The 19083-nt window shown below is 64.9% G+C and carries 19 protein-coding genes and 2 tRNA genes; 9 read left to right on the plus strand and 12 right to left on the minus strand.

Going from position 1 to position 19083, the window contains the following annotated elements:
- From ATB98_RS29720 to ATB98_RS00965, 5 genes are all read right to left on the minus strand, one after another.
- Positions 1-385, minus strand: a 385-nt coding sequence (locus ATB98_RS29720; RefSeq protein WP_210178129.1) for a hypothetical protein, incomplete at its 3' end; no start/stop codon positions are given.
- 35 nt (positions 386-420) lie between these two features.
- Entirely contained in the window at positions 421-705 is a 285-nt protein-coding gene (locus tag ATB98_RS00950) for a GIY-YIG nuclease family protein (protein WP_066867934.1), read from the minus strand.
- Positions 706-824: 119 nt separating this feature from the next.
- Complete coding sequence (locus tag ATB98_RS00955) at positions 825-1382, minus strand: sugar O-acetyltransferase (RefSeq protein WP_066867937.1); 558 nt, start codon at positions 1380-1382, stop codon at positions 825-827.
- Positions 1379-1870: a GFA family protein gene (locus ATB98_RS00960; RefSeq protein ID WP_066867940.1), complete on the minus strand. Its 492-nt coding sequence runs from the start codon at positions 1868-1870 to the stop codon at positions 1379-1381. The genes ATB98_RS00955 and ATB98_RS00960 overlap by 4 nt, the downstream gene beginning before the upstream one ends.
- A 109-nt stretch (positions 1871-1979) precedes the next feature.
- The gene (locus ATB98_RS00965) at positions 1980-2435 is read right to left on the minus strand and encodes a DoxX family protein (RefSeq protein ID WP_066867943.1); all 456 of its coding nucleotides are present in this window, start codon (positions 2433-2435) and stop codon (positions 1980-1982) included.
- Between the two features lie 189 nt (positions 2436-2624).
- Between ATB98_RS00965 and ATB98_RS00970 the strand changes: the two genes are divergently transcribed.
- Both ATB98_RS00970 and ATB98_RS00975 read left to right on the plus strand, forming a co-directional pair.
- Positions 2625-2906: a SelT/SelW/SelH family protein gene (locus tag ATB98_RS00970; protein ID WP_066867946.1), complete on the plus strand. Its 282-nt coding sequence runs from the start codon at positions 2625-2627 to the stop codon at positions 2904-2906.
- Between the two features lie 83 nt (positions 2907-2989).
- The gene (locus tag ATB98_RS00975; RefSeq protein WP_066867949.1) at positions 2990-3334 is read left to right on the plus strand and encodes a YqaA family protein; all 345 of its coding nucleotides are present in this window, start codon (positions 2990-2992) and stop codon (positions 3332-3334) included.
- 19 nt (positions 3335-3353) lie between these two features.
- Here the strand turns inward: ATB98_RS00975 and ATB98_RS00980 are convergent, their stop codons facing one another.
- Positions 3354-3980: a ribonuclease D gene (locus tag ATB98_RS00980; protein ID WP_066867952.1), complete on the minus strand. Its 627-nt coding sequence runs from the start codon at positions 3978-3980 to the stop codon at positions 3354-3356.
- A gap of 124 nt (positions 3981-4104) precedes the next feature.
- Between ATB98_RS00980 and ATB98_RS00985 the strand changes: the two genes are divergently transcribed.
- The 3 genes from ATB98_RS00985 (at position 4105) to ATB98_RS00995 (ending at position 7567) form a co-directional block, all read left to right on the plus strand.
- A complete protein-coding gene (locus tag ATB98_RS00985) occupies positions 4105-4434 on the plus strand; it encodes a hypothetical protein (RefSeq protein WP_066867955.1) in 330 nt (109 codons plus the stop codon).
- A 38-nt stretch (positions 4435-4472) separates the two neighbouring features.
- On the plus strand, positions 4473-5504 hold the full coding sequence (locus tag ATB98_RS00990; RefSeq protein ID WP_066867958.1) for a hydroxyacid dehydrogenase: 1032 nt from the start codon (positions 4473-4475) through the stop codon (positions 5502-5504).
- A gap of 98 nt (positions 5505-5602) precedes the next feature.
- Positions 5603-7567 carry an adenylate/guanylate cyclase domain-containing protein gene (locus ATB98_RS00995; RefSeq protein WP_066867984.1) on the plus strand — a complete coding sequence of 655 codons (1965 nt, stop codon included), beginning with the start codon at positions 5603-5605 and terminating at the stop codon, positions 7565-7567.
- 88 nt (positions 7568-7655) lie between these two features.
- Here ATB98_RS00995 and ATB98_RS01000 read toward each other — a convergent pair.
- Positions 7656-7740 (minus strand) — tRNA-Leu (locus tag ATB98_RS01000).
- A 340-nt stretch (positions 7741-8080) separates the two neighbouring features.
- Here ATB98_RS01000 and ATB98_RS01005 point away from each other — a divergent pair.
- The gene (locus ATB98_RS01005) at positions 8081-8497 is read left to right on the plus strand and encodes a hypothetical protein (protein WP_066867961.1); all 417 of its coding nucleotides are present in this window, start codon (positions 8081-8083) and stop codon (positions 8495-8497) included.
- A 98-nt stretch (positions 8498-8595) separates the two neighbouring features.
- Here the strand turns inward: ATB98_RS01005 and ATB98_RS01010 are convergent, their stop codons facing one another.
- On the minus strand, positions 8596-8925 hold the full coding sequence (locus tag ATB98_RS01010; RefSeq protein ID WP_066867963.1) for a DUF6665 family protein: 330 nt from the start codon (positions 8923-8925) through the stop codon (positions 8596-8598).
- Between the two features lie 380 nt (positions 8926-9305).
- On the opposite strand from ATB98_RS01010, the gene ATB98_RS01015 reads away from it, so the two are divergent.
- A complete protein-coding gene (locus ATB98_RS01015; RefSeq protein ID WP_066867966.1) occupies positions 9306-10868 on the plus strand; it encodes a hypothetical protein in 1563 nt (520 codons plus the stop codon).
- A gap of 241 nt (positions 10869-11109) precedes the next feature.
- Here the strand turns inward: ATB98_RS01015 and ATB98_RS01020 are convergent, their stop codons facing one another.
- The 4 genes from ATB98_RS01020 to aroA all read right to left on the minus strand — a co-directional run bounded on the left by ATB98_RS01020 (position 11110) and on the right by aroA (position 17429).
- Positions 11110-13035, minus strand: a complete 1926-nt coding sequence (locus tag ATB98_RS01020) for a methyl-accepting chemotaxis protein (RefSeq protein WP_066867969.1) — start codon at positions 13033-13035, stop codon at positions 11110-11112.
- A 519-nt stretch (positions 13036-13554) separates the two neighbouring features.
- Positions 13555-15261, minus strand: coding sequence for a 30S ribosomal protein S1 (rpsA, locus tag ATB98_RS01025; RefSeq protein WP_066867972.1), 1707 nt, complete (start codon positions 15259-15261; stop codon positions 13555-13557).
- Positions 15262-15423: 162 nt separating this feature from the next.
- Positions 15424-16062: a (d)CMP kinase gene (gene cmk, locus ATB98_RS01030; RefSeq protein ID WP_066867975.1), complete on the minus strand. Its 639-nt coding sequence runs from the start codon at positions 16060-16062 to the stop codon at positions 15424-15426.
- Entirely contained in the window at positions 16062-17429 is a 1368-nt protein-coding gene (gene aroA / locus ATB98_RS01035; protein WP_066867978.1) for a 3-phosphoshikimate 1-carboxyvinyltransferase, read from the minus strand. The genes cmk and aroA overlap by 1 nt, the downstream gene beginning before the upstream one ends.
- Positions 17430-17714: 285 nt before the next feature.
- On the opposite strand from aroA, the gene ATB98_RS01040 reads away from it, so the two are divergent.
- Both ATB98_RS01040 and ATB98_RS01045 read left to right on the plus strand, forming a co-directional pair.
- Entirely contained in the window at positions 17715-18104 is a 390-nt protein-coding gene (locus ATB98_RS01040; RefSeq protein WP_066867981.1) for a TIGR02300 family protein, read from the plus strand.
- A 198-nt stretch (positions 18105-18302) separates the two neighbouring features.
- Positions 18303-18378 (plus strand) — tRNA-Ala (locus ATB98_RS01045).
- Positions 18379-19083: the final 705 nt, after the last annotated feature.

Raw genomic sequence — 19083 nt, forward strand, 5'->3', positions numbered from 1 at the left:
ACCCATGACTGCCTCCAAAAGACAGTCTTGAATCTGATTTGCTCAGCCTTGGGAATCCCCAAGAGTCCACACGACCTAGGGCCTCCAATAGATAGTCATCTATCTCACCGCTAGCGATGAGCTTCAAACACTGCCCAGGATCGCCCTCCTCAGTGAACACGACCCGCTCCGAAGTCTCACGCTGGGCGGCTACAGGATCGCTACTCACAGACGCTGACACGCCAGCTTTGGGAAAAGGTGCTTCCACCGCTGCTGACAATAGAGCCGTGGCATCCTCATTATCGGTATATTGCTCAACAAGCGGCAGAGTCTCGACGTTCTCGTACGCATTTTCTAGCTGAAGGAACCGACACATCTCCAGATAGCTTGAGACAGCTTGCGTCATCCTCGGGCTTGACCCGAGGATCCATCCACAAGCCCTCACCAAAGTTCGAAATACAGATCGCGCCAGTCCGGATTCATTTTCTCGATGAGCTCGATTTTCCATTGCCGATACCAGCGCTTGAGGGATTTCTCACGCTGAATCGCTGTGCCGATCTGCAGGTGTTCCTCGTACCAGACTAGTTGGTCGCATCCATATTTCGTTGCGAAGCCCGGTGTCAGACCCTCACGATGTTCGAAGATGCGGCGTTCGAGATTCGACGTGACGCCAATGTAGAGCGTCCCTCGCTTGTGATTTGTGACAATGTAGACGTAGCCGGCCATAGGGACGCACCTGGATCGGGGTCAAGCCCGAGGATGACGAGTGGAGGGGTTAGCGCGTAATCGATACGAGATCGGTGTAACTGGAACGTCGTCTCGGGAGAAGAGTGGCGCGGCAGCCGCTACCGTCTCCCAATCACCCGCGCCGGATTCCCTGCCACCGTCGCTCCCACCGCCACATCCCGCGTCACCACGGCGCCCGCGCCGACAATCGCTCCGTCGCCCACCGTTACCCCGGCGAGAATGGTCGCGCCGCCGCCGATCCAGACGTCGTGGCCGATCGTCACCGGCCGGGCGATCTCCAGCCCGGCACGGCGGAGCGCTACATCCTTGTGGTGCTCGGCGCAGTAGATATGCACGCCCGGCCCGAGCATCGAACCGTTGCCGATCGCGACCGGAGCGCTGTCGAGGATGGTGCAGCCGGCATTCAGGTAGACACGGGCGCCGAGCGTGATGTTGCGGCCGTAGGAGCAGTGGAACGGCGCCTCGATGAAGCAGTCCTCGCCGATGGCGGCAAAAAGCCCCTTCAGCGCCGGGGCCATGCTGCCGCGCTCGTCTGGCGGCAGGGTGTTGTGCTCGTGGACGGCGCGACGAGCAGCCGCGCGCAATTCGTCGAGTTCCGCGTCGAGGCAGCAATACCACTCGCCTGCTATCATCTTTTCGCGCTCGCTTGCCGTCACGGCTGCACCTGCCCCTTGCCCCTTGCGCGCGCTTCCTGAAGCCGCTCCCGGCTTTCCTGCGGCCATTCCGCCTGCATGTCGTAATAGGCCTCGAAAGCCCTGGCGCCCGGCGGCAGCGGTACCCAGTCGAGTTTCGAGCGGGTGTAGATGTGCACGTCCGGCGGAAAGGCGGACGGATGGTCGAGCGTCGCGAGGCGGACGAAGGAGAGCCATTTGCGCCGGCCGTAATCGCTCCAGAGCGCCGACTGGCAATCGGCGCAGCGATAGACGTCATGCGGGCGGCCGCTGTCGGTCGAGAGCGTCACCATCACGGGCTCGCCCTTGAGGCGCTCGACGTTTTCCGCCTCGATGATGCCGTTGATGACGAAGGCGCTTCCCACCTGCCGCTGGCAATCTCTGCAGTGGCAGCAATGCACGAACATCGGCCGGACCTTCAGCCGGTAGCGGATGCGGCCGCAGAAGCAGCCGCCGTCGATGGCTTCGCTCATGGCTCCATCTCCTCTTCAGCGAAAGAGGACCACGGGTGAGGCCGCCATGCAAGGCCGGAACGTGCAGAGACACGGGCAGGACCGCCTGGCCGCGCCTCCCGTCCGAACATCAGAACTGGCGGCCGAGCCTGGCGTCGACCGACTGGCCGTTGGCGCCGCGGATGGCGAAGAAGAAGGTGATCGCCGCCCAGAGGATGGATTTTTCCGCCCCGCCGAGGCCCTGGCCCTGGACGATGCCGTGGAAGTAGACGGTGACGAGCAGCACGATCGTCGCCGCGAAGGCGGCCGGCCGGGTCAGGAAGCCGATGGCGATGAAGATGCCGCCGAAGAACTCGGTGGCGGAAAGCAGCGGCGACCAGAAGACGCCGGGATAGAAGCCGAGCCCCTCAACCATGCCGACGGCACCGAAGGGATCAAGGATCTTGCCGTAGCCGTGGGTGACGAGCAGCGCGCCGGCCAGCACGCGCAGCAGCGTCTCGGCAAACGTATCCAATGGCAGGTAGATCCTTTCGAGCGCCGGCAGGATGGCGCGCGGGCGGCCGGTCGTTGCTGTGGTATCGGTCATGAAATCCCTCTCGCAGTTATTAGAATGGAACGAGTCTCTGGCCGCGCACACGGCGGAAGACAAGACGCTGCGCGGTAAAACATGACCGTTCGAGTTGACATTCATGTGAAGAGACCGTGAAAGGTCGATTGTTCCGCATGCACAGCCCGGCTATCGTGCGACCGAACGGACGTAATCAGGACAGGCCAGATGAGTGCGAAGCCGCGCATCACTATTCTTTACTGCACCCAGTGCAACTGGCTGCTCAGGGCCGGCTGGATGGCGCAGGAACTGCTTTCGACCTTTGCCGATACGCTGGGCGAGGTGGCGCTGATCCCGGGCACCGGCGGCAATTTCGAGATCCGCATCGATGGCGAGCTCGTCTGGGAGCGCAAGCGCGACGGCGGTTTCCCCGGCCCGAAGGAGTTGAAGCAGCGCATCCGCGACGTGATCGAGCCGGAGCGCGACCTCGGCCACGTCGACAGGAGCTGAACCTGGATTTCGGCGCGCTCGCCGGCGTCTTTGCCGCCGCATTTCTGTCGGCCACGCTGCTCTTCGGCATGTCGGAAGCGGCGGTGGTCGCCGCCGCGCTGACGGCCGAGACGAGCCGGACCATGCTCTTCCTTGCCGCGACCGCCGGCAACGTCCTCGGCGCCGTCGTCAATTTCGCGCTCGGCCGGTTCTTCATCCGTTTCGAGGACCGCCGCTGGTTTCCGGTTTCCGCACCGGCACGGGCGAAAGCCGAGGCGCTCTTTGCGCGCTACGGCCAGCCGGTGCTGCTTTTCTCCTGGCTGCCGGTGATCGGCGACCCGCTGACGCTTGCCGCCGGCCTGCTCAGGACGCCGCTCATCGCCTTTCTCTTCTATGTGACGATCGGCAAGGCGGCGCGCTATGCCGCGCTGCTCTGGCTGATGCCTTGAAGGCCCGACGCCCCTGCCCTCAGCTATGCGCGAAAATATCCGTCTCCTCCCAGCCGAGGAGGTCGAGCTTCGCGCGTGTCGGCAGGAAGGCGAAGCAGGCGTCGGCGTGCTCCATGCGGCCGTCGCGCAGGAGCCGCGCCGTCAGCTTGTCGCGCAACGCATGCAGGTGCAAGACGTCCGAGGCGGCGTATTCGAGCTGCGCCGGCGAGAGGATCTCGGCCGCCCAGTCCGAAGACTGCTGCTGCTTGGAGATGTCGATGTCGAGCAACTCCTTGAGATTGTCCTTGAGGCCGTGCCGGTCGGTATAGGTGCGGGTCAGCCGCGAGGCGATCTTGGTGCAGAAGACGGGTTGCGCCGTGACGCCGAAGGTGTGGAACAGCACGGCGATATCGAAACGGCCGAAATGGAAGATTTTCTGCCGCGCCGGATCGGCGAGCATTGCGACGAGGTTGGGGGCCTCCTTCTGGCCGGCAGCGATGCGGACGACGTCCGCGGTGCCGTCGCCCGGCGAGAGCTGCACGACGCAGAGACGGTCGCGGCGGGGGACGAGGCCGAGCGTTTCCGTGTCGATCGCGATCGCGCCCGTATAGCGGGCGGCGTCCGCCGCGGAAATATCGCCTTCATGGAACCTTATTGTATTCGCCATCGAAAATCCCCAGATCGTTGCTGCGTGTAGAGCGTAGCCGGCCCTATAGCGCAACTTTGCCGGCCGCGATACCGTGTCCTTGCCGCCCGCATCCCGACGCCTTTTCCGAGAAAGCTCATTAGGCATGACCTGGTTCCGTTCCGTCCCGGCGCTTCCCCTCGCCGCGCTTCTCGCCAGTCTCTCCCCCGAAGCCGGCCTGGCCGAGGGGGCTTCGCTGCAGCTTGCGCAGGCCTACCCGGAACTGCCGGGCGTGCGGCCGCTCAATCCGCTGCAGGAAGGCGACGACGTGGTCTGCGAGCAGGTTTTGATCGACCGCAATGCGCCCTTCGAGTCATCGAGCGGGCGGCCACGCTACGACACGCTCTACCGCTGCCGCAAGGGCAATGGCCCGGTCTTTCAAGGCGGCACGCTGCCGCCATCGCTGGAGCGCCAGAAGCGCGGGCTGAACTATTAATAGCAACGCTTGGAAAAGACGCCGACTGGAGAACACCGATGCCCGAGACGAACCGGCCGCTTGTCATCAGCGCACCCGCGCCACGCACGCTCGAACTGATTTTCACGCCCGCAGCGCTCATGCGGCTTCATGAGCGCTATCGCGTGGTCGAGGCGGATGCGGACGATATCGCCGGCCTCGGCGCGGACATCCTCGCCGGGGCGCGCTACATCATCGGCCAGCCGCCGCTTTCCGAGGAGACGCTCGGGGGGATGCCGGCCTTGCGCGCGGTGCTCAACGTCGAAAGCAATCTCGTCAACAACATGCCTTACGAGGTGCTGTTCCAGCGCGGCATCCACGTGGTCACGACCGGCCAGGTCTTCGCCGAGCCGGTGGCGGAGATGGGGCTCGCCATGGCGCTCAATCTCGCCCGCGGCATCGTCGATGCCGACCTCGCCTTCCGTGAGGGGCGCGAGCTTTGGGGCGGCGAAGGCAATCGTTCCGCCCGCCTGCTCTCCGGTTCCGAGATCGGCATCATCGGCTTCGGCGACCTCGGCAAGGCGCTGAACCGCGTCCTTTCCGGCTTCCGCGCTAAAATCCGCGTCCACGATCCCTGGCTGCCGGCGTCCATGCTTCGCGAAGCCGGCGTCGAACCGGCGCCGCTCGCGACCGTGCTCGCCGAAAGCGATTTCGTCTTCGTGGTCGCCGCGGTAACGAGCGAGAACGAAGGCTTTCTCGGCGCCGAGGCCTTCGCGGCGATGCGCCGGGGTGCGGCCTTCATCCTCTTGAGCCGCGCCGGCGTCGTCGATTTCGACGCGCTCGTGGCCGCCGTCGAAAGCGGCCATATCCTGGCGGCGAGCGACGTCTTCCCCGAGGAGCCGCTGCCGCTCGACCATCCGCTCCGCCGCCTCCCGGGGTTCCTGCGCTCGGCGCACCGCGCCGGCGCCCTCGATGTCGCCTTCAAGCGAATGGGCGAGATGGTGCTCGAGGACATGGACCTGATGGATCGCGGCCTGCCGCCGATGCGCTGCAAGCGGGCGGAGCGCGAGACCGTGGCGCGAATGCGCTCGCGGCCGGTCAGCGTCAACTGATCGAAGGCCGCGGCTGCGAACGAAGCACGCGCTCTATGCAAACCCGGCACGATGCTGCAATGATCGCGCTGAAACCGCCTGCAGGGGACATCGAAGGCATGCAAGGCTCCGAAGGGGACAGGCGTCCCGAGACCTGGACGAGTTCGCTCCGGTCGCTGCTCGGCGCCATGATGGTGGTGATGCTCATCGTGGTGTCCGGCACCCTGGTGGGGCTCGATTACCGCCGCGCGCGGGACGCCGCGATCGCGAATGCCGAGGATCACATGGGCGCCTTCGTCGGCCGCCTGGTCGACCGGCTCGGCGTGCTTTCCGGCGACACCTCGGCCCTTGTCGGCCTCGTCGCGTCGGTCGCCAATGCCTTCCTGGTGTCGCCGCCGGAGCGCATGAACGACAAGATCGCCGTGCTGCGCGAAGGCATCATCCGCTCGCCGCACATCGACGGCGTCTATGTCGGCTATCCGAGCGGCGCCTTCTTCCAGGTGGTGGACCTCCGGTCGGCGGCCTGGCGCATGGCGCTGGACGCGCCGCGCGGCGCCGCGCTTGCCGCCCGGTCGATGGAATGGGACGAACGGGGAAGGGCCGTCAATCGCACCCTCTTCCTCGATGCGAGCGGCCTGCAGTTCGCCGAGCGCCGGTCGCCCCCGACCGGCTTCGACCCGCGAATCCGCCCCTGGTATCGCGCGGCCGTCAACGGAAAGGCTCCGGTCGGCACCGGCCCCTACGAGATGGCGACGACCCACAAGGCGGGGATGACGATATCGCAGGCCCACCGCGGCAACGCCAGGATCGTCATCGGCGCCGACGTCGTTCTCGACACGATCACCGATTTCCTCTCCCGCGAGCGGCTGACCGACGATTCCGTATCCTTCATTCTCGATGCGGTCGGACGGCCGATCATTCACTCCGATCCCCTGATGATGCGCCGCATCATGGCGGCGAAGGGCCGCGACGGACCCGTGGCGTCGCCGCAGGAGGACCCGCTGATCGAGAGCGTCCGGCTCAACCCGCCCCCCGCGGGCAAGGCTGGCTTCGTCGATGTCGGCGACCGAACCTATCTGGTCATGGTCAGCCCGCTCGAATCGGCGCTCCTGTTGTCCGGCCACCGGGTCGTCGTCGCCGCTCCGCTCGACGAATTGATGGCCGACGCCAACCAGATGCTGATCCAGGGGCTTGCGGTTTCCGGCGCCGTGGTCATCCTTGCCGTGCTCTCGGCGCTCGTGCTGGCGCACCTGATCACGAAATCCCTCAATCAGCTCACGGCCAGCGCCAACCGCCTGCAGGACCTCGATTTCGCCACGCCGATCGACGTGCCTTCGCGGGTCACGGAGATCTCGACGCTCAACAGCGCGATGAACAAGGCGCGCGACGCGATCTTCACCTTCGCCCTCTACGTGCCGAAGGAGCTGGTGCGCAAGGGCATCGAATCCGGATATTTCACCGGCCGCGCCGCCCGGCGCCAGGAGGTGACGGCGCTCTTCACCGACATCTACGACTTCACCACCATCAGCGAGCGCCACTCGCCCGAGGAGGTGGTCGCGATGCTCTCGGAATATTTCGATATTTTCTCGGAAGTGGTCGCCGCCCATGACGGGACCATCATCCAGTTCCTGGGCGACTCGGTCTTCGCCATGTGGAACGCGCCGGTCGCCGACGCGCTTCACGCCGAGCATGCCTGCCGCTGCGCACTCGCGGTCAAGGAGAGGCTCGCGGCCTTCAACGCGGCGCAGCGCGCCAAGGGCCTGCCGGAGTTCCGCACGCGCTTCGGCATTCACACCGGCACCGCGGTCGTCGGCAGCGTCGGCGCCAGGGAGCGCCTGCAATACACCGCCATGGGCGACACGGTGAACGTCGCCTCGCGGCTCGAGGGCATGAACAAGGACTACGAAACCACGATCCTCGCCAGCGGCGCCGTGGCGGCCCAATGCCCGGACGCGATTGCCTTCCGCCCGCTCGGCTTCGCCCAGGCTAAGGGCCGGGCGACGGCACTCGAGATTTACGAAGTCCTATCGGCAAACTCCATCGCCGCGCCGCAGGCGAGCACCGAAACCGGAACGGCGGCATAGGCGGCATCGATAGCTCACGAAAATGCAAAAGCCCGGCGAACCGGGCTTTTCTGCATCTTATGATCGTACGGGAAAATCCGAAAGGAAATGGTGCCCAGAAGAGGACTCGAACCTCCACGCCTCGCGGCACAGGTACCTGAAACCTGCGCGTCTACCAATTCCGCCATCTGGGCGACGGACCGGCATGTAAAAGGCCGTGGTCGAAGTGTCAATGGGCATTTTGAAGTTTTCGCGTCGGAACGCGAAAAAGCGCGGGAAAGCGCCGTCGTTCGCCCCGCGCACTGCCGGCGGACAGGCTTCCACCGGCTCGGGGCCGGCAGTGATAGGGCAAGAATTTCAGTGACATGAGCGCCGGAGAGGCGCATGCTTGCGAGACGGTCGATCGGGACGGAAATCCGGCGGATGAGAACGCATGCCCCGCGTCCCGCGGAATGGAATAAACCAACGAAAACAAATGTCTGATGGAGGAGGGGCAAAGACGAAAAGCACGTCTTTTCGGAAAGTGAGGAAGAAATGACGGGATTTCGGAATTTCGTTATGAGCTGCGCGCTCGCGGCGGCCTCCGCGGTTCCCCCTGTCGCGCCTGTCGAGGCCATGCCGCGTCCGGCGCTCGACATAGAGATCAAGGCGCCCGCAGACATCCAGAGCGTCAACCACCGCGTCTACTGGCGGCGGGGCTACTATGGCGGCTGGCCGGGTTACCATCACGGCTATCGCCGGTCCGGCATCGCCTTCTATTTCGGACCGAGGGTCGCCTATCCAGGCAACTACTATTACGGGCCCCGCTATTACGGTCCTGGCTACTACCCCGGCTACTACCCTCGCCGGCACTACGGTTACTATCCCTACCGCTACTATCGTCCCGGCTTTTACGGCCATCGATACTACCGGTCCAGCAATTTCGGGATCTACATCGGACGGGGTTGGTAAGGGCGCGAGGCGCGGGGCGACGGCCTCCGCCGGGCCTCATTCGTTTCTGGCACGGCTATGCGGGCAGGGAGCGACCTCCCTGCCCGCCGAAGGTGGGCTCATCGCTTCCTGACGATGCCGAGCCGCGCCATGACCTCCTTCGGAATGCCGTAGCGGCGCACCGCATCGCGGCTGTCGCGCAGGCCGCAGATCTCGCGCTGGATGAGGAAGGCCCAGACCGCGTCGGCCGCCTCGTCGAGGAGCCGTTCGCGCTCCGCCGGTCCGTGCCTCTCGCGGTCGTAGCCGTTCAAGGCGGCGATCGCCTTCTCGACCTTGAGGCCGTGGCGCCCCAGGGCATCGGCGCGCTCGGCCATCAGCTCGTATTCGAGGATATTCACGCCGCTGGCGAGATCGAAGCGGCGCAGCGATTGCGGCGGACGAACAGTCATCGGCGGCTCCATTGCAGTACCGCGCGCCCGATCGGACGCGGAAGTGGCGGCGTTGAATGGCTGCCTGTCCTTACCTCGAATCAAGGTCGATTTAAGGGACATGCAGTCGTGCGGCGCGTTTCAGGCACGGCAGGATGGCCCGGGAACAGCGTTCCCGCAAGGGGCGGCGCATCAGAGCGCCGCCGGCATATGGTTAAGATTTCATAAACTTCTTCCGCTTACAGTCTGCGATAGTGCCTTGATCCCATGCCCGCGGGCAATTTCGCTGACCGCGGCTCATCCGGCCATCGGCCGCGACGCGCATGAGGCGCCCTCCAGCAGAAAGGACCTTTGACGGCGAGCGCCGCCCGGCACCGCTCGCGCGGGAAGTGGAGACCAGCATGCTGACGCCCATTGTCACGATCAGGAACGCGACCGCAACCGGCGAGGACGCGGGCCTGGGCGTGCGCCGCCTGGTGGTTCCGGCCGGGCAGCGCACCGAAGCCATACGGACTATTCTCGACGCGCTCAGCCGCCACCTTGCCGGCAAGGAGGTGCTTTCCAGGGAAGGGCTCGCGCGGCTGATCGAGGACCTGGCGCTCATCCTCAAGTTTCCGCCGTTGCCCGAAGAGGGCGGGCGCGCCTTCGTCCGCCGGCTGACCGCCTTCCTCGAGGCGATGCCGATGCCGGAACGTCTGGTCCTGGAGCGGCAGCTCGCCGGACGTGGCCTCGGGCAGCGCGTCGCCCTGTTGGCGGCAGCGCCGGCCAGCCGGAACGGCGCATCGCCGCCCGACCAGAGCCCGATCCGTACCTTGCCGCTCGCGGCCCCAATGCCGCAATCGCTGCCGCCGGTGGCAAAGGCACCGTCGTCCGGCGACGTCGCGCTGCTGCAGGCGCTGCTGAAGAAAACCTTCGGCACGGACGAGGACGCCCGGAGCGAGCAAAGATTGGAGCCGCAAACGGCCGGGGGGACCGACCGGGCGGAAGCCGAACGGGGGCCCGGGCGGTCCAGGAACCGTGCATCTACGTCGCCCGGCACGGGCGACGCCGCCGCCGCCAAGGACGCTACAGGTGCGGCGGAGAGCCATGTCGCGGCGCCCGCGGACGGGTTGCCAGGAGGGCCGGCAGCGGCGCAGGATGGCGAGCCGACGGCGGCCGCCGCCCCCCGAGCAATGCCGGTCGGCGAAGGCAGCGGCCCCGAGACGCCTACGCCTTCCGCACCGGAGAACGTCGAAAGCGCCGCTGAGACGGAAATGCCCGCGGCGGAGGCAGACATCGGCGGAACCGCCGATGCCCTCGATTCGGACGGAACATACGGGCCGCCGCGCCTTCATCGGGAGGACGATCCGCCGCCGGTCTCGAGGCGCAGCGGAACAGAGGTTCAGTCGCGCTCGCTCTCCGACGCCTTGAAGACAATCATCGGCGACAGCGTCGATCTCCCCGGGATGCAGGAAGGCGGCATCGCGAGGGTGCCGAAACGCACCGATGCGGCGGAGTCGGCAATTCAAACGACCGAGCCCGCAAGGCCCGCCGGCGTCCAGCAAGGCGCGAGGCCCGTGAGAGGCGGCCTCGCCGGTGCCCTGCCCTTCCTCGAGACGGCGTCCGCGGACCCGGCGGAGGACGCGCCCGCCCGCGACATCGACGCCGCAGAGCCGAAAGGGCGCCGGATCGAAGAGGAAGCCGCAACGCCGCAGGCCCTCGCCCGGCTCGTCGAAAGCGGCCTTCCCCGCGAGGTCGTTCCCTTCGCCCTGGTGCCCTACCCGCCGGCGTCCGAGGCAGGCGAGCGCGAGCCCGACGAGGCGGACGGGCGCGAACAGGAGGGCGGCGAAAACGAGACGGGAACCGACGAGGAAGACGGCGACGAGGCGCAGGAGAAGCCGGACGAGACGCCCGGCTCCGCCGACGCGACCGAAGAACCGGACGCGGCCTATGGCCTCTACAGGAAACTCGGCGATCTCGGCTGAAGCGGCCGGCCCGCTGCAGGTTGCCTGGTGCATTTTGCAGTCAGGTGAGATCAGCTGACGTCGCAGAAACCGGCAGAGCGGTGGCGCGAACGCATGTGAGCGCATTCCACCCTAAAGTCGTGCCGGTCTAAAGCCGGGAGCGGGAGCGGTGGGTGCCACGCCCCCTCCCCTCTGCGCGCAGAAGCCATGCGGAACAGGCCCGCATGGCTTCGTCCTGGCAATCCGCGCGGGAAGCGCGGGATCAGAACTCCTCCCACTCGTCAACGGCAACAGCCGTCGCGGCCTTGCCGCCGAAGGCGCGTGCGAGCTTGTTGCCGAGGGCGCGCGCCGGAGAGGCGACCGGCTTCGACGTCTCGCCGGCCGTGCGGGGGACCCTGGCACCGTCGAGCTTGAAGCGGGCGACGAGGTCGCGCAGCTTAGCGGCCTCCTGCGCCAGGCTCGCGGCCGCGGCGGTCGACTGCTCCACCATCGCCGCATTCTGCTGCGTGCTCTGGTCCATGGAATTGACGGCCGTGTTGATCTCGGCAAGTCCGGTCGACTGCTCCTTGGCCGATATGGCGATCGAGTTCATGTGGTTGTTGATCTGGCCGATGAAGCCGCCGATCGTGTTCAGCGCCTCGCCGGTGTCGCGCACCAGCTTGACGCCGCTTTCCACCTCGGCCGAGGAGTTCTGGATCAGACCCTTGATCTCCTTGGCGGCCTGCGCCGCGCGCTGGGCGAGTTCGCGCACCTCCTGGGCGACGACGGCAAAGCCCTTGCCGGCATCCCCCGCCCGCGCCGCCTCGACGCCGGCGTTGAGCGCCAGGAGGTTGGTCTGGAAGGCGATCTCGTCGATGACGCCGATGATGTTGGAGATCTGCTGCGAGCTGTCCTCGATCCGGCGCATCGCCTCCTCGGCCTGCGAAACCACCTCGGCGGACTTCGCGGCGCTCTGGTTCGCCTGGGTCGCGACCGTGCGCGCCTCGTCCGTCATCTTCGTCGAGGAGCCGACATTGGCGACGATCTGGTCGAGGGCGGCAGCGGTTTCCTCGAGCGAGGCCGCCTGCTGTTCCGTCCTCTTGGCGAGGTCCTGGGCACCGGAGGCGATCTCGCGGGTGCCGTTATCCATCGTGCCGATGCTTTCGGCGATCGTCGAGAGAGCCGCGCCGAGCTGGCGGACCGACTGGTTGAAGTCCTGGCGGAGCGGCTCGAAGGCCGGCGCGAAAGCCTCGGCGATCTGGAAGGAGAGATCGCCGCCGGCAAGCCGCTTCAGCCCGGCCGCGAGATTGTCGGATGCAAAGCGCAGCTCTTCGGCCTCGCGCTCGGTGCGGCGCTGAACCTCCGCGCGTTCGGCCTCCTGGCGGCTGCGGGAAAGCGAGGCCTCGTCTTCGAGACGGGCATTGTTGATGGCGTTCCGGCGGAACACCTCGACCGCCCCGGCCATCGCGCCGATCTCGTCCTCGCGCCCGGCAAAGGGAATGGCACTCGCGCTGTCGCCGGAGGCAAGGTTGCGCATCGCGCCGGTGATCCGGGTGATCGGGTTGGCGATCCCCAATACCGCGAAGGCGATAACGCCGCAGCCGGCAAGTATCGCGGCAGCGCAGAGGATGGAGATAAGCTTCAAGGCATTTTCAAGAAGACTCTGGATTTCCGCACCGGCAGCGGCGGCGCCCTCCTTGTTGATGCCGACGATCCTATCGATCGACTTGGCGATTTCGGCGAAGCGCGGCGCCATCTCCGTGGCAATAACCAGCTTTGCCACCTCGTCGTTTCCGGAGGCGGAGGCCGTAACCATCCTGCCGCCCACTTCGGCCAGCTGGCCCGCGACCCCCTTGATCTTGTCCAGCTCCGCCTTTTCCTCAAGGTCTTCAGCCCTTACGAGCGTGGCGTATTCTTCTACCGTCTTGAAGAAGCGCGTCTTCTCCCCAGCGATCGCTGCTTCGGCGTCATGCTCCTCCTGGTCGTTGGCGGCCAGCACGTGCCGGTTGAAGCTCACGCGCAGGTCCGAGAGAGCGGTATCCATCTCCTTTGCGCGCTCCACGCTCGGCATCCAGTTGTCGACGATCTCGTCGCTCTTGACGTCGATGCCCGACAGCGAACTGATCGAGACCCAGGAGATGACGGCGGTCGTCAGGACCATGCCGGCAATCGAGCCTATCAGGGATAATTTCACACTTGGCCGTTTCACTAAGATCACCTCTGAAGTCAATCGGGAGATCAAGGTCCCCCGCATTCATGAATGCATGTTGCAACTCCTCTCGAGCCATCGACGGCGGACAATGGGAGGATCGTCCGTCGAAGGTGGCAGGCGGAGCCCTACACTGGAGTTCGAGCACACGGCATCCGCCCGCTCCGTTGCGAACGCATGAGCCTGTTCCCGAACCATGCGGTCTTGAAATCCGACAGGCTCATCCCGCGGCGAGCGAGGATCGTCGGACCTGTCGCTCTAACTGGATCGCCGCCTGGGAAGCTCTCCCCCGCCACCGTCCTAAGGTTGCGTCGGCGATCACCGTCGCAATCGCCAACAAACGGCGCCCCACTAAACAAATGCTTAAATACAAGGCCGACCGATCAAAAGCCGGCGGAAAGTGGATAGCCCCCGGAGAATGCGGATAGGCGCCGACTTCGCCTCATTTCCCGACCGCACAACGAAAAAGCCCGCGGAGATCGCTCTCCGCGGGCTTCGTCATTTCCAGTGCGGCAACGATTATTCGTTGCTCTGGCGGTTCTTGAGAGCCGCACCGAGGATGTCGCCGAGCGAAGCGCCGGAGTCGGACGAACCGAACTGGGCGACCGCTTCCTTCTCTTCCGCGATTTCCAGGGCCTTGATCGACAGCTGGATCTTGCGGTCCTTCTTGGAGAAGTTAGTGACGCGCGCGTCGACGGTCTGGCCGATCGAGAAGCGCTCCGGACGCTGTTCGTCGCGGTCGCGCGAGAGGTCGGCACGGCGGATGAAGGTGACGATGTCCTCGTGGTTGACGAGCTTCACCTCGATGCCGCCATCGTTGACGCCGATGACTTCTGCCGAAACGACGGCGTTCTTGCGCAGTTCGCCGGAGGCGGCAGCTTCACCGACCGCATCGCGGCCGAGCTGCTTGATGCCGAGCGAGATGCGCTCCTTGTCGACGTCCACATCGAGAACGACAGCACGGACGACGTCGCCCTTGTTGTATTCCTCGATGACCTGCTCGCCCGGACGGTTCCAGTCGAGGTCGGAGAGGTGCACCATGCCGTCGACATCGCCTTCGAGGCCGATGAACAGGCCGAACTCGGTCTTGTTCTTGACCTCGCCTTCAACCTCGGTGCCAGCCGGATGGCTGTGCGCGAAGGCCTGCCACGGGTTCTCGAGCGTCTGCTTGAGGCCGAGCGAGATGCGGCGCTTGGTCGGGTCGACTTCGAGAACGACCACGTCGACTTCCTGGCTCGTGGACAGGATCTTGCCGGGGTGGACGTTCTTCTTGGTCCAGGACATTTCGGAGATGTGGATCAGGCCTTCGATGCCCGGCTCCAGCTCGACGAAGGCACCGTAGTCGGTGATGTTCGTGACCGTGCCGGAGATCTTCTTGCCGACCGGATACTTCGCACCGATGCCATCCCACGGATCGGACTCGAGCTGCTTCATGCCGAGCGAGATGCGGTGGGTTTCCTGGTTGATGCGGATGATCTGAACCTTGACCTGCTGGCCGATGTTCAGGATTTCCGACGGATGGTTGACGCGGCGCCATGCCATGTCGGTGACGTGCAGCAGGCCGTCGATGCCGCCGAGGTCGACGAACGCACCGTAATCGGTGATGTTCTTGACGACACCCTCGACAACCTGGCCTTCCTCGAGGTTCTGGACGATCTCAGAACGCTGCTCGGCGCGCGACTCTTCGAGGACCGTGCGGCGCGAAACGACGATGTTGCCGCGGCGCTTGTCCATCTTGAGGATTTCGAAGGGCTGCGGGTTGTGCATGAGCGGCGTGACGTCGCGGATCGGACGGATGTCGACCTGCGAGCGCGGCAGGAAGGCTACGGCGCCGTCGAGATCGACGGTGAAGCCGCCCTTGACCTGGTTGAAGATGATGCCTTCGACGCGTTCGCCGGCTTCGAACTTCACTTCCAGGCGCTGCCAGCTTTCCTCGCGGCGAGCCTTCTCGCGCGAGAGTACGGCTTCGCCGAGCGCGTTTTCGATGCGCTCGACATAGACCTCGACCTCGTCGCCGACCTTGAGCGAGCCGTCCTTGGCCTTGGCGCCGAATTCCTTCAGCGGCACGCGGCCTTCGACCTTCAGACCGACGTCGACGATGGCGACGTCCTTTTCGATGGCCGTGATGACGCCCTTGGCGACATAGCCTTCGGCGAGGTCCGTCTTGGCGAAGGACTCTTCCAGAAGCGCGGCGAAATCATCACGGGTGGGGTTGGTTGCAGACATATAATCTCCTGCTGCATCTCCTGCCGGAGACGCATATGCGCCGGTGGCTGGTGTTGAACGGCCTGAACCCAGTCCGCTCCTGTCATGGAGCAATCCGGCGCATGGACGGAATTTCAGGCTTTTCAAGAAGGCTCCGGCCGGGGTCGGCTGCTGAGCTCTTCTTCAAATCTTCTCTTTCAGGGCCGCGTCGATCAGCGTCTTCGCCGCCTGGAATGCCGCCTCTATACTCATTTCGGACGTGTCGAGCAAGTGCGCATCCTCGGCGGGCCTGAGCGGGCTGTCGGCGCGCCCCATGTCGCGCTCGTCGCGCTTCTTCACGTCCTCGAAGATCGCATCGTAATCGGCGGTGCCGCCGCCGGCGATGATCTCGTCATAGCGCCGTTTCGCCCGGACCTCCGGCGAGGCGGTGACATAGAGCTTCACGGTCGCATCCGGGCAGACGACGGTGCCGATGTCGCGGCCGTCGAGCACGGTCCCCGGCTCTTTACGCGAAAAGGCGCGCTGCGCCTCGACCAGCGCCCGGCGCACGGCCGGCATGACCGCGATCTTCGACGCCGCCTCGCCGATCGCGTGGGCGGACAAGACGGAGCGATCGAGGCCGGAAAGATCCACCTCGCGCGCCATCTTCTCCGCGACCGCCTCGTCATCGAGCGGCAACCCGGCATCGAGCAATGCCTTTGCGGTGGCGCGATAGGTCAACCCCGTATCGAGATGGTGGAAGCCGTATTCCTCGGCGATCCGGCGCGAGAGCGTCCCCTTGCCGGCAGCCGCGGGTCCGTCGATGGCGATCACGGGCGTCATCAGTCGGACTTCGCCCCGGTCTGCTCGATCTTCGCCCCCAACCCCGTCATCAGGTCCATGAATTCCGGGAAGCTCGTTGCAATCATCGTCGCGTCGTCGACGGTCACCGGATGCTCGGAGGCAAGCCCCATGACGAGGAAGCTCATGGCGATGCGGTGGTCGAGATGGGTCCTGACCTCGCCGCCCGAAGCATTGCCCAACCCCTTGCCGCCGGGGCGGCCGCGCACGACGAGCGAGGCTTCGCCCTCGTCGCAGTCGACGCCGTTGAGTTTCAGGCCGTCGGCGACAGCCGAAAGACGGTCGGATTCCTTCACGCGCAGCTCGTCGAGGCCGTTCATCACCGTCGTGCCCTCGGCAAAGGCGGCGGCGACGGCGAGTACCGGATATTCGTCGATCATCGACGGGGCGCGCTCCTCCGGCACGGTGACGCCCTTGAGGTCCGAATGGCGCACCCGGAGATCGGCGACGTCCTCGCCGCCGGCAAGCCGCTTGTTCATCACTTCGATGTCCGCGCCCATTTCCTGCAGCGTCAGGATCAGGCCGGTGCGGGTGGGGTTCATCAGCACGTTGAGGATGGTGACCTCCGAACCCGGCACGAGAAGCGCCGCCACCAGCGGGAAGGCGGTGGAGGACGGGTCGCCGGGGACGTCGATCACCTGGCCCGTCAGCTTGCCGCGGCCTTCGAGGCGGATCGTGCGCACGCCCTCCGCATCGGTCTCGACCGAGAGGTTCGCGCCAAAACCCTGCAGCATCTTTTCCGTGTGGTCGCGCGTCATCACCGGTTCGACGACGGTGGTGATGCCGGGCGTGTTGAGGCCGGCAAGCAGCACGGCGGATTTCACCTGGGCGGAGGCCATCGGCACGCGGTAGGTGATCGGGTTCGGCGTCTGCGGCCCGCGCAGCGTCACCGGCAGGCGGTCGCCGTCTGCCGACTTCACCTGCACGCCCATTTCGCGCAGCGGATCGAGCACGCGGCCCATCGGGCGCTTGGTCAGCGAGGCGTCGCCGATGAAGGTCGAGTCGAAGTCATAGACGCCGACGAGACCCATGGTCAGCCGGCAGCCGGTGCCGGCATTGCCGAAATCGAGCGGCGCTTCCGGCGCGAGCAGCGCGCCGTTGCCGACGCCGTCGATGATCCAGGTGTCGCCTTCCTTGCGGATCCTGGCGCCCATCGCCTGCATCGCCTTGCCGGTGTTGATGACGTCCTCGCCTTCGAGCAGGCCGGTGATGCGCGTCTCGCCCGAGGCCAGGCCGCCGAACATGAAGGAACGATGGGAGATCGACTTGTCGCCGGGAATGCGGACCGTGCCCCTGAGATCGAGAGACTTCCTTGCGGTGGCGGGCCGCGGGCTTGAGCCATGGGACATGATGTTCTTCCTCTGACAATCCGGCTGCCGGCAGTCCCGGAACTTCCCGCTCTTCGCGCGCGTTAGGGGCGGACCGCCGATCTCGCCGGCTCCCTAACATAAAGCATAAAAAGGGTCATCCTCCCGCACGAAGAAAATGCGGGCCGGCGGCCAGGCAAGTTTATCTTTGACAGATGCAGCCAAGACGATTATGGGGACCGGCTAATCATCATAAGCTTGATACCTTCCACCCGCCGGCCCTACCGGCACGAGCCGGTTCGTCCGGCCATTCAAGAGGCTTTGACTGTGGCAAAACCGGAACTTGGAACAAAGCGCATCGACCCGGAAACGGGGCGCAAATTCTACGATCTGAACCGCGATCCGATCGTCTCCCCCTACACGGGCAAGTCCTATCCGCTGTCCTTCTTCGAGGAGAGCTCCGTCGCCAAGGTGCTCGAGAAGGAGGAAGAGGAAGACGTAACGGAAGTCGATACGGAGAACACGGAAGTCGAACTCGTTTCGCTCGAGGACGCCGACGACGAGGCAGCGGGCGGCGACGAGCTGCCGGACCTCGGCGATGACGACGTCGAGATCGACGGCGACGACGACGACACCTTCCTCGAAGCCGACGACGAGGACGACGACGACGACATGAGCGACCTCATCGGCGTCTCCGACGAGGACGAGGACGTCTAAGGGTTTCAAAAGACGGATAAAAGCCGCCCCGGCCGCGAAACCAAGCGGCGGCCGGGCGGTCCGCCGGACAAGAAAATAAAATCGGCCCGGCCTTCAATTTTCGGCTTGCCAACTGCAAAAAGCAGAAGTAATAAGCCGCCACTCGCCGGGCACAACGCCCGACGGACTTCCCGGAACCGGCAAGGCCGGTACCCTGATGGGGCTATAGCTCAGCTGGGAGAGCGCTTGCATGGCATGCAAGAGGTCAGCGGTTCGATCCCGCTTAGCTCCACCAAAGTTTCTCTTTGATCGCTTTTCGTTTGTTTGAACAGGCCCAGGTAGGTGGGGCACCGTGTAGGCGCCGTTAAAGTCTCTCGATGTGGGCGACGTTTGACATGCTCGGGCGACCTGACCAGAGTGTCGTATTCAGATACAAAACCAGGATATCTGGCCGAAAGCGGACCATGCCGCGCTTTCCAAATGACTGCATCTTCGGGATCACCCCATACGCACAATCACGCATAAACTTTATTCTGTGGAATTTTAGACATGAACTATGACGAGAGGCCGAACTGCAATAAAAACTCTGGTTGAGTGCCGCGATCCTGGATGCGGCGAATAGGTAGACACCATATGGCCTTATCGAACGTTGATAGTCGCCGAGAACAGTTACGAACAGTTCTGCAATCACATACTGGTACCCTCACGCGGGCCCAACGCGTCTACTTCGACAGAGCCTCATTCGCGCTTGAGGGAAAGCATGAGACTGAATTTCGTATAAAGACGGAGATATCAAAGCATTTTGGTTTGCCATTCAGGACGGTGGTGTTCACAGGCTCAGCGCAGCTAGGCTTTAGCCCTCACAAAGATACCGAATTTGTCCCAGGGCAATCTGACCTAGACGTGGCGTGTATCGATAGTGAACCGCGCCGGGTTTGCCGGAGGCTCCAACTTCTGAGAAAGTGGAGCCGATATGAGCAAGACAACAAACAAATTTTCA

It is taken from the genome of Sinorhizobium saheli (assembly GCF_001651875.1).
In the GTDB taxonomy this organism is placed as follows: domain Bacteria; phylum Pseudomonadota; class Alphaproteobacteria; order Rhizobiales; family Rhizobiaceae; genus Sinorhizobium; species Sinorhizobium saheli.

Excerpts from the sequence above, each read along its gene's own strand:
- ATB98_RS00950 (WP_066867934.1), bottom strand. The coding sequence starts at position 705 with ATGGCCGGCTACGTCTACATTGTCACAAATCACAAGCGAGGGACGCTC.
- ATB98_RS00960 (WP_066867940.1), bottom strand. The coding sequence starts at position 1,870 with ATGAGCGAAGCCATCGACGGCGGCTGCTTCTGCGGCCGCATCCGCTAC.
- ATB98_RS00965 (WP_066867943.1), bottom strand. The coding sequence starts at position 2,435 with ATGACCGATACCACAGCAACGACCGGCCGCCCGCGCGCCATCCTGCCG.
- ATB98_RS00970 (WP_066867946.1), top strand. The coding sequence starts at position 2,625 with ATGAGTGCGAAGCCGCGCATCACTATTCTTTACTGCACCCAGTGCAAC.
- ATB98_RS00980 (WP_066867952.1), bottom strand. The coding sequence starts at position 3,980 with ATGGCGAATACAATAAGGTTCCATGAAGGCGATATTTCCGCGGCGGAC.
- ATB98_RS00985 (WP_066867955.1), top strand. The coding sequence starts at position 4,105 with ATGACCTGGTTCCGTTCCGTCCCGGCGCTTCCCCTCGCCGCGCTTCTC.
- ATB98_RS00990 (WP_066867958.1), top strand. The coding sequence starts at position 4,473 with ATGCCCGAGACGAACCGGCCGCTTGTCATCAGCGCACCCGCGCCACGC.
- ATB98_RS00995 (WP_066867984.1), top strand. The coding sequence starts at position 5,603 with ATGCAAGGCTCCGAAGGGGACAGGCGTCCCGAGACCTGGACGAGTTCG.
- ATB98_RS01005 (WP_066867961.1), top strand. The coding sequence starts at position 8,081 with ATGACGGGATTTCGGAATTTCGTTATGAGCTGCGCGCTCGCGGCGGCC.
- ATB98_RS01010 (WP_066867963.1), bottom strand. The coding sequence starts at position 8,925 with ATGACTGTTCGTCCGCCGCAATCGCTGCGCCGCTTCGATCTCGCCAGC.
- ATB98_RS01015 (WP_066867966.1), top strand. The coding sequence starts at position 9,306 with ATGCTGACGCCCATTGTCACGATCAGGAACGCGACCGCAACCGGCGAG.
- rpsA (WP_066867972.1), bottom strand. The coding sequence starts at position 15,261 with ATGTCTGCAACCAACCCCACCCGTGATGATTTCGCCGCGCTTCTGGAA.
- cmk (WP_066867975.1), bottom strand. The coding sequence starts at position 16,062 with ATGACGCCCGTGATCGCCATCGACGGACCCGCGGCTGCCGGCAAGGGG.
- aroA (WP_066867978.1), bottom strand. The coding sequence starts at position 17,429 with ATGTCCCATGGCTCAAGCCCGCGGCCCGCCACCGCAAGGAAGTCTCTC.